The sequence below is a fragment of the Cedecea davisae genome (assembly GCF_044095835.1).
GTDB classification, from domain to species: domain Bacteria; phylum Pseudomonadota; class Gammaproteobacteria; order Enterobacterales; family Enterobacteriaceae; genus Cedecea; species Cedecea davisae.
Genome location: NZ_CP172054.1, coordinates 4,668,547 through 4,682,638, shown reverse-complemented (window position 1 = coordinate 4,682,638; position 14,092 = coordinate 4,668,547). Strand labels below are relative to the sequence as shown.

At 55.5% G+C, this 14,092-nt stretch carries 12 protein-coding genes and 1 riboswitch; of the genes, 8 read left to right on the top strand and 4 right to left on the bottom strand.

All coding sequences use genetic code 11. From position 1 onward, the window contains the following. Window positions 1–98: 98 nt before the first annotated feature. Window positions 99–2,750, bottom strand: coding sequence for a phosphoenolpyruvate carboxylase (gene ppc / locus ACG1VR_RS22390; protein ID WP_039899018.1), 2,652 nt, complete (start codon window positions 2,748–2,750; stop codon window positions 99–101). Window positions 2,751–2,984: 234 nt separating this feature from the next. Next, window positions 2,985–4,136: an acetylornithine deacetylase gene (argE, locus tag ACG1VR_RS22385; protein ID WP_039899019.1), complete on the bottom strand. Its 1,152-nt coding sequence runs from the start codon at window positions 4,134–4,136 to the stop codon at window positions 2,985–2,987. Between the two features lie 48 nt (window positions 4,137–4,184). Here argE and ACG1VR_RS22380 point away from each other — a divergent pair, with 48 nt between their 5' ends. From ACG1VR_RS22380 to oxyR, 6 genes are all read left to right on the top strand, one after another. Then, the gene (locus ACG1VR_RS22380; protein WP_016538941.1) at window positions 4,185–4,310 is read left to right on the top strand and encodes a hypothetical protein; all 126 of its coding nucleotides are present in this window, start codon (window positions 4,185–4,187) and stop codon (window positions 4,308–4,310) included. A gap of 9 nt (window positions 4,311–4,319) precedes the next feature. Further along, entirely contained in the window at window positions 4,320–5,324 is a 1,005-nt protein-coding gene (gene argC, locus ACG1VR_RS22375) for an N-acetyl-gamma-glutamyl-phosphate reductase (protein ID WP_395489817.1), read from the top strand. A 16-nt stretch (window positions 5,325–5,340) separates the two neighbouring features. Beyond that, window positions 5,341–6,117, top strand: coding sequence for an acetylglutamate kinase (argB, locus tag ACG1VR_RS22370; RefSeq protein ID WP_016538943.1), 777 nt, complete (start codon window positions 5,341–5,343; stop codon window positions 6,115–6,117). Window positions 6,118–6,147: 30 nt separating this feature from the next. Next, the gene (locus tag ACG1VR_RS22365) at window positions 6,148–7,365 is read left to right on the top strand and encodes an argininosuccinate synthase (RefSeq protein WP_172568644.1); all 1,218 of its coding nucleotides are present in this window, start codon (window positions 6,148–6,150) and stop codon (window positions 7,363–7,365) included. 78 nt (window positions 7,366–7,443) lie between these two features. Next, entirely contained in the window at window positions 7,444–8,817 is a 1,374-nt protein-coding gene (gene argH, locus ACG1VR_RS22360) for an argininosuccinate lyase (protein ID WP_039899024.1), read from the top strand. Window positions 8,818–9,072: 255 nt separating this feature from the next. Beyond that, window positions 9,073–9,990 carry a DNA-binding transcriptional regulator OxyR gene (oxyR, locus tag ACG1VR_RS22355; RefSeq protein WP_039899026.1) on the top strand — a complete coding sequence of 306 codons (918 nt, stop codon included), beginning with the start codon at window positions 9,073–9,075 and terminating at the stop codon, window positions 9,988–9,990. On the opposite strand, the gene sthA is transcribed toward oxyR, so the two are convergent. Continuing rightward, on the bottom strand, window positions 9,973–11,373 hold the full coding sequence (gene sthA / locus ACG1VR_RS22350) for a Si-specific NAD(P)(+) transhydrogenase (protein WP_016538947.1): 1,401 nt from the start codon (window positions 11,371–11,373) through the stop codon (window positions 9,973–9,975). The two genes, oxyR and sthA, sit on opposite strands and share 18 nt — an antisense overlap. A 196-nt stretch (window positions 11,374–11,569) precedes the next feature. Between sthA and fabR the strand changes: the two genes are divergently transcribed. Continuing rightward, window positions 11,570–12,211 (top strand): HTH-type transcriptional repressor FabR, encoded by a 642-nt coding sequence (fabR, locus tag ACG1VR_RS22345; protein WP_039899028.1) that lies wholly within the window; start codon window positions 11,570–11,572, stop codon window positions 12,209–12,211. A 10-nt stretch (window positions 12,212–12,221) separates the two neighbouring features. Continuing rightward, window positions 12,222–12,578: a YijD family membrane protein gene (locus tag ACG1VR_RS22340; RefSeq protein ID WP_016538949.1), complete on the top strand. Its 357-nt coding sequence runs from the start codon at window positions 12,222–12,224 to the stop codon at window positions 12,576–12,578. A gap of 42 nt (window positions 12,579–12,620) precedes the next feature. Here the strand turns inward: ACG1VR_RS22340 and trmA are convergent, their stop codons facing one another. Beyond that, on the bottom strand, window positions 12,621–13,721 hold the full coding sequence (gene trmA / locus ACG1VR_RS22335) for a tRNA (uridine(54)-C5)-methyltransferase TrmA (RefSeq protein WP_395489816.1): 1,101 nt from the start codon (window positions 13,719–13,721) through the stop codon (window positions 12,621–12,623). Window positions 13,722–13,853: 132 nt separating this feature from the next. Further along, window positions 13,854–14,043, top strand: a riboswitch (cobalamin riboswitch). Window positions 14,044–14,092 lie beyond the last annotated feature (49 nt).

The following is a 14,092-nucleotide window of genomic DNA, read 5'->3' as shown; positions in this document are numbered from 1 at the left end:
ATAAGAAGTTAAGGTAAATTGAAATAATGATGAGCCTTTTAATTAGCCTGCAATAAAAAACCCCGCCGAAGCGGGGTTTGGGTGTGGCGCAAAAACAATTAACCGGTATTACGCATCCCGGCGGCTACGCCAGCGATGGTCACCATCAGCGCCTGCTCAACGCGCGCATCAGGTTCTTCACCTTTCTCTTCAGACTGGCGCGAACGATGCAACAGCTCGGCTTGCAGAACGTTAAGCGGGTCGGTGTAGATATTACGCAGGGTAATCGACTCGGCAATCCACGGTAAATCGGCCATCAGATGCGAGTCGTTGGCGATATCCAGCACCACTTTGATATCGGCTTCCAGCTGGTCGCGAAGCTGCTTGCCCAGGGCCCACAGCTCGGGCTTCACCAGACGCTGATCGTAATATTCCGCCAGCCACAGGTCGGCTTTTGCGAAGACCATTTCCAGCATGCCCAGGCGAGTGGAGAAGAACGGCCAGTCGCGGCACATGGCTTCAAGCTCATCCTGCTTACCGTCTTCCACGACTTTTTGCAGCGCGGCGCCCGCGCCCAGCCAGGCCGGAAGCATCAGGCGGTTTTGCGTCCAGGCGAAGATCCACGGGATCGCACGCAGCGATTCTACGCCGCCGTTTGGACGGCGTTTGGCCGGGCGTGAACCCAGCGGGAGTTTACCTAATTCCAGCTCCGGCGTAGCGGAGCGGAAGTATGGAACGAAGTCTTTGTTTTCGCGGATATAGCCGCGATACATTTCGCACGACGTTGCTGAGAGCGACTCCATAATATGGATCCACTCTTTCTTCGGCTCCGGCGGCGGCAGCAGGTTCGCTTCAAGTATTGCGCTGGTATACAGCGACAGGCTGCTGATGGTGATTTCCGGCAGGCCGTATTTAAAGCGGATCATCTCGCCTTGTTCGGTTACACGCAGGCCGCCTTTCAGGCTTCCCGGCGGCTGGGAAAGCAGCGCGGCATGAGCCGGAGCGCCGCCACGGCCGATGGAGCCGCCACGACCGTGGAACAGCGTCAGGGCAATGCCGGCCTTCTCGCAGGTTTTAATCAGGGCATCCTGCGCTTCGTACTGCGCCCAGGATGCGGCCATTACACCCGCGTCTTTTGCCGAGTCAGAATAGCCAATCATGACCATCTGTTTGCCCTGGATAAAGCCGCGATACCAGTCGATGTTCAGCAACTGGGTCATTACATCGTCGGCGTTGTTCAGGTCGTCGAGGGTTTCAAACAGCGGGGCAACCGGCAGGGCGAAGGTGCAGCCAGCTTCTTTCAACAGCAGGTGGACGGCCAGCACGTCGGACGGCGTTTTGGCCATCGAAATCACATACGCTGCGATGGAGCCGCGAGGGGCTTCTGCCACCACTTTACAGGTGTCCAGCACTTCACGGGTATCTTCGCTTGGCTCCCACTGGCGCGGCAGAAGCGGGCGCTTGGAGTTCAGTTCGCGGATCAGGAATGCTTGTTTATCGGCTTCAGACCAGCTTTCGTAGTCGCCGATGCCGAGATAGCGGGTCATTTCACCCAGCGCCTCGCTGTGGCGGGTGCTTTCCTGGCGGATATCAATACGCACCAGCGGCACGCCGAAGCATTTCACGCGGCGCAGCGTATCCAGCAGTTGGCCGTTGGCGATAATGCCCATGCCGCAGGCCTGCAGGGATTGGTAGCAGGCGTAGAGCGGGTCCCACAGCTGCTCGTTCTGGATCAGCAGACCTTCCGGCTTCGGCAGGCGCTGGCCTTTCAGGCGCGCTTCGAGCCAGGCCTGGGTGGCCAGCAGCTGCTGACGCAGGCCTTTCATGATGTGGCGGTAAGGTTCCTGCCCGGCGTCCGGCCCTGCCAGCTCGCTCAGTTCGTCGGTGCATTCCACCATCGAAAGTTCGGAAACCAGTACGGCGATATCGCGCAGGAACAGATCGGTTGCTTTCCAGCGGCTAAGCAGCAGCACATGGCGCGTGATTTCTGAGGTGACGTTCGGGTTACCGTCGCGGTCACCGCCCATCCAGGATGTGAAGCGCACCGGCACGAAATCCACCGGCAGCTTGTAGTTCAGGTTCTCTTCGAGCTGTTCGTTTAGTTCACGAAGGTAGTTTGGCACCCCTTCCCAGAGGCTGTTTTCCACCACCGCAAAGCCCCATTTGGCTTCGTCCACCGGTGAAGGGCGATGCTTACGAATCTCATCGGTATGCCAGGCCTGGGCAACCAGCTGGCGCAGGCGGCGCATGATTTGGTTGCGTTCGTAGTCCGCGAGGTCGCTGTGGTCGAGCTGCTTGAGGCAGCTATTAACCTCAACCAGCTTGTGAATCAGGGTACGGCGGGTAATTTCCGTCGGGTGGGCTGTCAGAACCAGCTCAAGAGAGAGAGACTCAACGGCTTCGCGGATAGCGGCTTCGCTGATATCGGGCTGGTTCTTTAATTTTTGCAGCGTCTTAGCGATAACTTCCGGGTTGCTTGCTGCTTCACCCGTCGCGGAGATGCTGTGGTACTGCTCTGCGGTGTTGGCGAGATTAAGAAACTGGCTAAAGGCGCGGGCGACGGGCAGCAGTTCATCATTTGAGAGGTTCTGCAGCGTGCTCAGCAGCTCCTGACGATTCGCTTCGTTACCGGCGCGGGAGGACTTGGATAACTTACGGATAGTTTCAACGCGGTCGAGAATATTCTCTCCCAGCGCATCTTTGATAGTATCTCCGAGCAGTTTACCGAGCATGCTGACATTACTTCGCAAAGCAGAATAGCGTTCGTTCATATGACTCCAGCCCAATCTAATATGTAACTTAATTTCACCCGTGAAGGTTCAACACCGCCTTTTATAAAGCCACGTCGCTACCCATTCGTCAATTGCTACGAAATCGTTTCAGCAAACGAAGAAATGACGCGAATTTATGAAATTTAATTACCAACTTCGCTCATAAGCATTTCTTATAAGAATAGCGGTAAAACCAGATAAAAAGGGGGTAAAAACCCCCTTTCCCGCTATTTATCAATGCCAGCAAAAATGATGAACCACCTGGGTAATTAATTTTCTGGTCGGCTCAATAAAGCGCGTTTCGATGTATTCATCCGGCTGATGCGCCTGGTTAATGGAGCCGGGGCCGAGGACAAGCGTCGGGCAGACGGTCTGGATAAACGGCGCTTCGGTGCAGTAATTCACCACTTCGGTCTGCGCGCCCAGCAGTTTTTCGACGACCTGAACTAAATGATGATCCTGAGGGCATTCGTAACCCGGGATCGGCGGATGCAGTTCGGAAATCGTCAGGCGGCCCGGCCAGCGCTGGCTTACCGGCTCTAATGCTTCGCTCAGCAGACCGTTAAGGTCGTTTAATGTCATTCCCGGCAGCGGGCGAATGTCCATATGCAGGTCACAGCAGGCACAAATACGGTTGGCCGCGTCTCCGCCGCTGATATGGCCGAGGTTGAGGGTCGGATATGGCACGGTGAACGCATCGTGGTGATAACGGTCCTTCAGCGTATTCCTCAGCGTCAGGATGTGGCCGATGGCGTCATGCATCAGTTCGATGGCGTTTACGCCGCGAGCCGGGTCGCTGGAGTGGCCGGACTGGCCAAGAATGCGGATGGCATTAGATATATGGCCTTTGTGCGCGCGAACCGGCTGCAAGGAGGTTGGCTCGCCAATAATTGCGCAGTCCGGGCGCAGGGCGGTGGTTTCAGAGAAGTAGCGTGCGCCCGCCATGGTGGTTTCTTCATCGGCGGTTGCCAGCACGTAGAGCGGCTTTTTCAGGGTTGTCACATCCACGTCGCGCAGCGCATCCAGAATAAAGGCGAAGAAGCCCTTCATGTCCGCGGTGCCCAGGCCGTAAAGCTTATTGTCGTGTTCGGTCAGGCTAAACGGGTCGCGCGTCCAGCGGCCGTCATCAAACGGAACGGTATCCGTATGCCCCGCCAGCAGCAGGCCACCGGCACCCTGCCCGGTACTCGCCAGCATATTAAATTTATTGCGCGTGCCGGGAACGGGCTGGATTTCGACGCTAAAACCGAGGTCGCGGAACCAACCTGCCAGTAAATTGATTAAAGACTCATTGCTCTGATCCAGCGCGCTATCGGTGGCGCTGATGGAGGGAGTCGCGATCAGAGCGCGGTAAATCTCGATAAAAGGCGGTAATTTCATCTTCACTGTTGACAGGCCTTAGGTTAGGATAGTATCAATATTCATGCAGTAATTATGAATAAAAATACAATAACGTTGAGCGTAAAGGAACAGTTAAGCGTTCCGGTGAATAAAACCACGCTTGCGGACGTGGGTGAAAGCTTCTGGCTGCACCCTGAATTGACCGACCAGACAAGGTGAACGACCCCGATGTTGAATACGCTGATTGTGGGTGCCAGCGGTTATGCAGGCGCAGAGCTTGTGAGCTACTTGAATCGCCATCCTGATATGAACATAACCGCTTTGACGGTTTCAGCGCAAAGTGCAGATGCAGGAAAATTGTTATCTGATTTGCACCCGCAATTAAAGGGCATCGTTGATCTGCCGCTGCAGCCGATGTCCGACATCAGCGAGTTTAGCAAAGGGGTGGACGTGGTGTTTCTCGCCACCGCTCACGAAGTCAGCCACGACCTTGCGCCGCAGTTCCTCGCGGCGGGCTGCGTGGTTATCGACCTCTCCGGCGCGTTTCGTGTTAACGACGCCGAGTTTTATCAGCGCTATTACGGTTTCACTCATCAGCATCCTGAGCTGCTGGAACAGGCGGCATATGGCCTGGCCGAGTGGGAAAACAAAAAGATTAAGCAGAGCAAGCTGATTGCGGTGCCGGGCTGCTACCCAACGGCGTCACAGCTGGCGTTAAAACCGCTTATCGATGCAGGCCTGTTGGAGTTGAGCCAGTGGCCGGTTATCAATGCGACCAGCGGCGTCAGCGGCGCGGGCCGTAAAGCGGCAATAGCTAACAGCTTCTGTGAAGTTAGCTTGCAGCCGTACGGCATCTTTAATCACCGGCACCAGCCGGAAATTGCTGCCCATCTCGGGGCGCAGGTTATCTTTACTCCGCATCTGGGCAACTTCCCGCGCGGCATTCTGGCGACGATTACCTGCCGCCTGAAGCCCGGTGTAAGCCAGCAGCAGATTGTCGATGCTTTTACTCAAGCCTACGGCGATAAACCGCTGGTACGCCTTTACGAAAAGGGCGTTCCGGCGCTGAAAAATGTCGTTGGCCTGCCGTTCTGCGATATCGGCTTTGCCGTGCAGGATGAGCATCTGATTGTGGTCGCAACCGAGGATAACCTCCTGAAAGGTGCCGCGGCCCAGGCAGTACAGTGCCTGAATATTCGTTTTGGCTTCGCCGAAACGCAGTCTCTTATTTAACCGTCGGTCGGGTGAAATGATGAATCCTTTAATTATCAAATTAGGCGGCGTGCTGCTGGATAGCGAAGAGGCGCTGGAGCGCCTGTTTACCGCGCTGGTGAATTACCGTCAGGCGCATCAACGCCCGCTGGTTATCGTCCACGGCGGTGGCTGCCTGGTAGACGAGCTGATGAAAAAGCTGGCGCTGCCTGTAGAGAAGAAAAACGGCCTGCGCGTTACCCCGGCTGACCAGATAGACATTATCACCGGCGCTCTGGCCGGTACGGCCAACAAGACGCTGCTGGCGTGGGCGAAGAAGCACGGCATTAACGGTGTTGGGCTTAGCCTGGGTGACGGCGATAGCGTAACGGTGACTCAGCTTGATGAAGCATTAGGGCACGTAGGGCTGGCTAAGCCGGGTTCGCCAAAACTTATCAACACGCTGCTGGAAGGCGGCTTCCTGCCGATTGTTAGCTCTATCGGCGTGACCGCAGAAGGCGAGCTGATGAACGTTAACGCCGACCAGGCCGCGACGGCGCTGGCGGCCACGTTGGGCGCAGACCTGATCCTGCTGTCTGATGTAAGCGGCATTCTTGACGGCAAAGGCCAGCGCATCGCCGAGATGACCGCCGCCAAAGCCGAGCAGCTGATTCAGCAGGGCATTATTACCGACGGCATGATAGTGAAAGTAAACGCGGCACTGGATGCGGCCCGCACCCTGGGACGCCCGGTTGATATCGCCTCCTGGCGTCACGCGGATCAGCTACCCTCTTTATTCAACGGCGTGGCTATCGGCACCCGGATTCTGGCATAGACAAAGAATAGATTTAACAAGGATAAGACAATGCAAAATCACGGCATCAAAAAAATCGTTCTCGCATACTCTGGCGGCCTCGACACTTCAGCCATCATTCCATGGCTTAAAGAAAACTACGGCGGCTGCGACGTTGTCGCCTGCGTAGTGGACATCGGCCAGGATCGTGAAGATCTGAAAGGCGTTGAGCAGAAGGCGCTGCGCTCCGGCGCTTCCGAGTGCTACGTGGTGGATGCGCGTGAAGAGTTCATCAGCGACTATGTTTATCCGGTATTGCAGACCGGTGCGCTGTATGAGGGAAGCTACCTGCTGGGTACTTCTATGGCTCGCCCGCTGATCGCCAGGGTGCTGGTGGATGTGGCAAACAAAGTCGGTGCTGATGCGCTGTGCCACGGCGCGACCGGTAAAGGTAATGACCAGGTACGTTTTGAGTCAACATGGGCGGCGCTGGCTCCGCACCTGAAAGTGGTGGCACCGTGGCGTGAGTGGAACCTGCGTTCCCGTGAAGCGCTGCTCGACTACCTGAAAGAGCGCGATATTCCGACCACCGCGTCGCTGGAAAAAATCTACAGCCGTGATGAGAATGCGTGGCATATCTCCACCGAAGGCGGCGTGCTGGAAAGCCCGTGGAATGCCCCGAACAAAGATTGCTGGGTGTGGACCGTTGACCCGCAGGAAGCCCCGGACCAGGCCGAGCAGGTGAGCGTTACCGTTAAGCAGGGCAAAGTTGTTGCCGTTAACGGCGAAGCCATGAGCCCGTTCAAGTGCCTGGAAGCGCTGAATGCTATCGGTTCTAAACACGGCATTGGCCGTATCGATATTGTAGAAAACCGCCTGGTGGGGATTAAATCCCGCGGCTGCTATGAAACTCCAGGGGGCACTATCATGATGGCCGCTCTGCGCGGCGTTGAGCAACTGGTGCTGGATCGTGATTCCTTCAAATGGCGTGAGCAGCTGGGTCTGGAAATGTCCTACGTGGTGTACGATGGCCGCTGGTTTGCGCCGCTGCGTAAATCTCTGCAGGCTTCTGCCGAGTCGCTGGCGGAAGAGGTGAATGGCGAAGTTGTGCTTCAGCTGTACAAAGGCCAGGTGACTGCGGTTCAGAAAAAATCTCAGAACAGCCTCTACAGCGAAGAGTTCGCTACCTTTGGCGAAGATGAAGTATACGATCACAGCCACGCTGGCGGCTTTATCCGCCTGTTCTCGCTCTCTTCACGTATCCGTGCGCTGAACGAACTTAAGAAGTAATTTTTTACCCTCACTCTTTTCCTGTATGGGGAGAGGGTGAGGGGCAAATGAACATCAATAATGTAATGGAGCATGACTATGGCACTTTGGGGTGGGCGTTTTACTCAGGCAGCAGACCAGCGGTTTAAGCAGTTCAATGACTCTTTACGCTTTGACTACCGCCTGGCTGAGCAAGACATCGTAGGTTCCGTCGCCTGGTCCAAAGCGTTGGTCACCGTGGGCGTGCTGACTGCGGCTGAGCAAGTTCAGCTTGAGCAGGCGCTGAACGTGCTGCTGGAAGAAGTGCAGTCCAATCCGCAGGTTATTCTCGAGAGCGATGCGGAAGATATTCATAGCTGGGTGGAAGGCAAGCTTATCGACAAGGTGGGCGCGCTGGGTAAAAAACTCCACACCGGCCGCAGCCGCAACGACCAGGTCGCGACCGACCTGAAGCTGTGGTGCAAAATGCAAATTAGCGAACTGCTGGCGGCAACTCGCCATCTGCAGCAGGCACTGGTGGAAACTGCCGACGCAAACCAGGATGCGGTAATGCCGGGCTATACGCACCTGCAACGCGCGCAGCCGGTGACATTTGCCCACTGGTGCCTGGCATACGTTGAGATGCTGGCGCGTGATGAAAGCCGCCTGCAAAGTACTCTGACCCGGCTCGACGTTAGCCCGCTGGGCAGCGGCGCGCTGGCGGGAACGGCCTATGAGATTGACCGCGAGCAGCTGGCCGGTTGGTTAGGTTTTGCTTCTGCGACCCGCAATAGCCTCGATAGCGTTTCCGACCGCGATCATGTTCTGGAGCTGCTGTCTGATGCTTCTATCGGCATGGTTCACCTGTCCCGCTTTGCAGAAGATCTTATTTTCTTCAACACCGGTGAAGCCGGTTTTGTTGAGTTGTCTGACCGCGTGACTTCCGGCTCTTCGCTGATGCCGCAGAAGAAAAACCCGGATGCTCTGGAGCTTATCCGCGGCAAATGTGGCCGCGTGCAGGGCGCATTGACCGGCATGATGATGACCCTGAAAGGTCTGCCGCTGGCGTATAACAAAGATATGCAGGAAGACAAAGAAGGCCTTTTCGACGCGCTCGATACCTGGCTCGACTGCCTGCATATGTCGGTACTGGTGCTGGACGGCATTCAGGTGAAGCGCCCGCGTTGCAAAGAAGCCGCAGAGCAAGGCTATGCCAATGCGACGGAGCTGGCTGATTACCTGGTTGCTAAAGGCGTGCCGTTCCGTGAAGCTCACCATATCGTGGGTGAAGCGGTGGTTGAGGCCATTAAGCAGGGGAAAGCGCTGGAGGCTCTGACGCTGGCTGATTTACAGAAATTCAGCCCGGTGATTAGCGACGATGTTTATCCGATTCTGTCGCTACAGTCCTGCCTGGATAAGCGAGCTGCAAAAGGCGGCGTTTCGCCGACTCAGGTTGCTCTGGCGATTGCCGAGGCTAAACAGCGTCTGGTGTAAGTTCCTTTCAAATCTCCCTTCAGATTTTGAACAAAAAAAGCGGACATAATGTCCGCTAAAAGTTCACGTTGGCTTTAATAATTCGTCAGGTTCAGAGAACAGAGAGTCTCTGCAACAGGTGCTTCGTTTCCGGGTAAGGTAGAGTGAAGCACCTGCTGTTGCTGGCTATTATTCATCAACATCGCTTGATAGGGATAATCGTTCGTTGCTATGCTATCTATCGCCATGAACTATCGTGGCGCAGGAGGATGGATAATGAATATTCGAGATCTTGAATACCTGGTGGCGCTGGCCGAGCACCGCCACTTTCGCCGCGCGGCGGATTCTTGTCACGTTAGTCAGCCCACGCTGAGCGGCCAGATCCGCAAGCTGGAAGATGAGCTTGGCGTAATGCTGCTGGAGCGTACCAGCCGCAAAGTGTTATTCACCCAGGCAGGTTTATTGCTGGTTGATCAGGCGCGTACCGTTCTGCGTGAAGTTAAAGTGCTGAAGGAGATGGCGAGCCAGCAGGGCGAAGCGATGTCAGGTCCGCTGCATATCGGCCTGATCCCGACCGTCGGGCCTTATCTGCTGCCGCAAATTATTCCGATGCTGCACCAGACTTTCCCGAAGCTGGAAATGTATCTGCACGAAGCGCAGACCCATCAGCTGCTGGCGCAGCTCGATAGCGGCAAGCTCGACTGTGCGATTCTGGCGCTGGTGAAAGAGAGTGAAGCCTTTATTGAAGTGCCGCTGTTTGACGAGCCGATGGTACTGGCGGTTTATCAGGATCACCCGTGGGCGAACCGCGACCGCGTGCCGATGTCTGACCTGGCCGGTGAAAAACTGCTGATGCTGGAAGACGGCCACTGCCTGCGCGACCAGGCTATGGGCTTCTGTTTTGAAGCTGGAGCGGATGAAGATACCCATTTCCGGGCCACCAGTCTGGAAACGCTGCGCAACATGGTTGCCGCGGGGAGCGGTATCACACTGCTGCCGGCGCTTGCCGTACCGCAGGAACGCCAGCGCGACGGCGTAGTCTATCTGCCATGTTATAAACCAGAACCACGGCGTACCGTTGGCCTGGTTTATCGTCCGGGTTCACCGCTGCGCGGCCGCTATGAGCAGCTGGCAGAGGCCATCCGCACGCAGATGGATGGCCATTTCGATTCGGCGTTAAAACAGGCGGTTTAAGCCGTTTAGCGCCGCTACCCGGTAGGCTTCCGCCATTGTCGGGTAGTTGAAGGTGGTGTTAACGAAGTATTCGATCGTGTTACCGCCACCTTTCTGCTCCATTATCGCCTGGCCGATGTGAATGATTTCGGCCGCGCGCTCGCCAAAGCAGTGGATCCCCAGAATCTCTTTTGTTTCACGGTGGAACAGGATCTTCAGCGTCCCCACGTTCATGCCGACAATTTGCGCTCGCGCTAAATGCTTGAACTGCGCGCGGCCCACTTCGTAAGGCACTTTCATTGAGGTCAGCTGCTGTTCGGTTTTACCCACCGAGCTGATTTCAGGAATGGTGTAAATCCCGGTTGGGATATCTTCTACCAGATGGCCGGTCGCCTCGCCTTTGACCAACGCCTGAGCCGCAATGCGCCCCTGGTCGTAGGCCGCAGAGGCCAGACTTGGGTAGCCAATAACGTCGCCCACCGCGTAAATGTGCGGCAGCGCGGTCTGGTACATGCTGTTGACCTTGATAAGCCCGCGGCTGTCGGCTTCGAGACCGATATTTTCCAGCGCCAGCGAATCCGTGTTCCCGGTACGTCCGTTGGCGTACAGCAGGCAATCTGCCTTCACTTTTTTGCCGGATTTCAGGGAGACAATTACGCCATCGTCCACGCCTTCAATCTTCTCGAACTCTTCGTTGTGGCGAATCACCACGCCGCTGTTCCAGAAGTGGTAGGAGAGAGAGTCTGACATCTCCTGATCGAGGAAGGCGAGCAGGCGGTCACGGGTGTTGATCAAGTCAACTTTTACGTTCATTCCGCGGAAGATAGAAGCATATTCGCAGCCGATGACCCCCGCGCCATAAATGATCACATGGCGCGGTTCATGATGCAGGCTGAGAATGGAGTCGCTGTCGTAGATTCGCGGGTGGGTGAAATCGACTTCCGGCGGACGGTATGGACGCGAGCCGCAGGCAATAACAAACTTCTCGGCGGTATAGGTTTCTACCGAACCATCGTGGCATTGCAATGCGATGGTGTGCTCATCAACAAAATGCGCATCGCCCTGCAACATCTCGCAGCGGTTGCGCTCGTAAAAGCCCTGGCGCATGCGGGTTTGCTGGTTAATCACGCTATCAGCGTGGTTGAGGATATCGGCAAAAGAGGAACGGAGAAGGTGAGTATGGTCGCTGTATAACGGGTTTTGATTGAATTCAATGATGCGGCTGACGGCGTGTCGGAGGGCTTTCGAAGGAATGGTGCCCCAGTGGGTGCAACCGCCGCCGACATTATGGTAGCGCTCAATCACCGCTACCCTGGCTCCCTGTTTCACCAGACCCATGGCGGCACCTTCGCCCCCGGGACCGGAACCAATCACTATTGCGTCATAATCGTAGGTTTGTGGCATGGTATGACTTACCTGTTTTTATACATAAAGGCAACACGATGGTAACATCAACCGGGGAATTACCCAATTACCGTTGTGCTTTTTACCGTTACAGCGCGTTAATATCGCGTAAACAATCATTCACAATACACTATAAAAGCGGTAGCTTGATTCTCTGATATAGTTCCAGCTCTGTTTGAAGGATTCAGGCAATATGATGGGTGTAAGAGCGCAACAAAAAGAGAGAACACGGCGTTCTTTGGTAGAAGCCGCGTTTAGCCAGCTAAGCGCCGAAAGAAGCTTTGCCAGCCTGAGCCTGCGAGAGGTTGCCCGCGAAGCCGGCATCGCTCCAACATCATTTTATCGCCATTTTCGCGATGTTGATGAACTCGGTCTTACCATGGTAGATGAGAGTGGCCTGATGCTGCGCCAGCTGATGCGGCAGGCACGTCAGCGCATCGCAAAAGGCGGCAGCGTTATCCGCACGTCGGTCTCAACCTTTATGGAATTCATCGGCAATAATCCCAACGCCTTCAGGCTGCTGCTGCGCGAGCGTTCGGGAACCTCGGCGGCCTTTCGTGCCGCGGTAGCGCGTGAAATTCAGCACTTCATTGCGGAACTTGCCGATTATTTAGAACTCGAAAACCGCATGCCCCGCAGCTTCACCGAAGCGCAGGCAGAAGCGATGGTCACGATTGTTTTTAGTGCGGGCGCCGAAGCGCTGGACGTTGATATCGATCAGCGTCGCCAGCTCGAAGAGCGACTGGTGCTCCAGCTGCGTATGATCTCGAAAGGGGCTTACTACTGGTATCGCCGGGAACAAGAAAAAATGGCGCTTGCTCAATTTTCCGAAGAGTGAAGGACGAGCAATGAAACAGTTACAAGATAGAGGTACGCTGGTGCTGGCGTTTGTCGCTGGCCTGTCGATTAACGGATCTTTTGCCGCGCTGTTTAGCTCGGTAGTGCCGTTCTCGATTTTCCCGATAATTGCGCTGGTGCTGACGGTTTATTGCCTGCATCACCGCTATCTTAACCGCACGATGCCGGTAGGCCTGCCAAGCCTTGCAGCCGCCTGTTTTGTGCTGGGCGTGCTGCTTTATAGCTCGGTTGTTCGCGTGGAGTACCCGGCTATTGGCTCAAACTTCCTGCCTTCGATTCTTTCGGTGGTGGTGCTGTTCTGGATCATGTTTAAGCTGAGAACCCGCAAGCCGGAAACTTCTGAGTAATCAGAAAAACAAAAGAGAGAAGGACGCCGTGGCGTCCTTTTTTTATTTGCTAGTGAGCAGCACGCCGCACTCCATATGGTGCGTGTAGGGGAACTGATCGAACAGCGCAAGCCTTGCCACCTCGTGGGTTTGAGACAGCGTTTCGAGGTTCTCACAAAGCGTTTGCGGATTGCAGGAGATGTAGAGAATATTTGGGTATGCCTGCACCATTTTCACCGTGTCCGCATCGAGGCCGCTGCGCGGCGGATCGACAAAGATGGTTTCACACTGATAGCTCTTCAGGTCGATGCCCTGCAGGCGATTAAATTCCCTGACGCCGTTCATCGCCTGGGTAAACTCTTCGGCCGCCATGCGGATAATCTGCACGTTGTCGATGTTATTGGCCGCAATATTGTACTGTGCTGCCGCCACCGATGGCTTAGCGATTTCCGTCGCCAGCACGCGATTAAAGTTACGCGCCAGCGCTAAAGAGAAGTTGCCGTTGCCGCAATACAGCTCGAGTAGGTCACCGCTGGAGTGTTGGGTGGCGTTCAGCGCCCATTCCAGCATTTGAATATTCATCGCCGCGTTTGGTTGGGTAAAGCTGTTTTCAACCTGACGATAAATCATCTCTTTGCCCGCGACGGGCAGGCGTTCATCGATGAAGTCCTGGTCCAGCTCAATCTTGGTTTTGGTTGCCCGACCAATCAAGTGCACGTTAAAACCGCGTGCACGGAGGCTGTCGCGTAGCGTCTGAGCATGCAGCTGCCACTCGTCGTCCAGCTTACGGTGGTAAAGCAGAGAAACGACCGCCTGATTGCTCAGGGTGGTGAGATAGTCAATCTGGAACAGTTTGTGGCGCAGAGCCGGGATATCGCGCACACCGTCGAGCATGGCGGGCATCAGGGCATTAATGAGCTCGCTTGCGGCCGGAAAGCTGTTTACGCGAATGCGGCTTTTGGTCTGCTGGTCGAACATGATGTGGTAAAGGTCGTCGCCTTCATGCCAGATACGAAACTCGGCCCGCATGCGGTAGTGGCTTACCGGTGAACGGAATACCTCCGGGGCAGGCGCGGCAAAGGGTGCCATCATGCCTTGCAGGCGAGTGACTTTTTCCGCCAATTGCGCGTCGTACTGTTCTGTCGGGAGGTGTTCAGGGGTCATGGCAAGCTATCCAGTCGGTCAATGAATACGTGAATATAAACTACGCGGCGATTGTAGGGATTCAACTCACGATGTCCAGCCCGATCGGTATAAGAAGTTCTGCGGGAAGTCTGGACATCTTTATAAGCCTAACGGTAGCATGGCTTTTCCGGCCTCCTGAGAGTTAAAAGGGAACCCAGTGCAATTCTGGGGCTGACGCGCAGCGGTAAGGAACGGCGAGATGAATGCATAACGCAGACACTGCTTTCTATATATAAGCGGGAAGTCCTCATCTCAATAAAGCCCCCAAGCCCGAAGACCTGCCGGAATGACGTCGCAAGTGATATGGCTATCGCGTGCTATCTGCCATATCTGCGGCATCCTATTCGAAA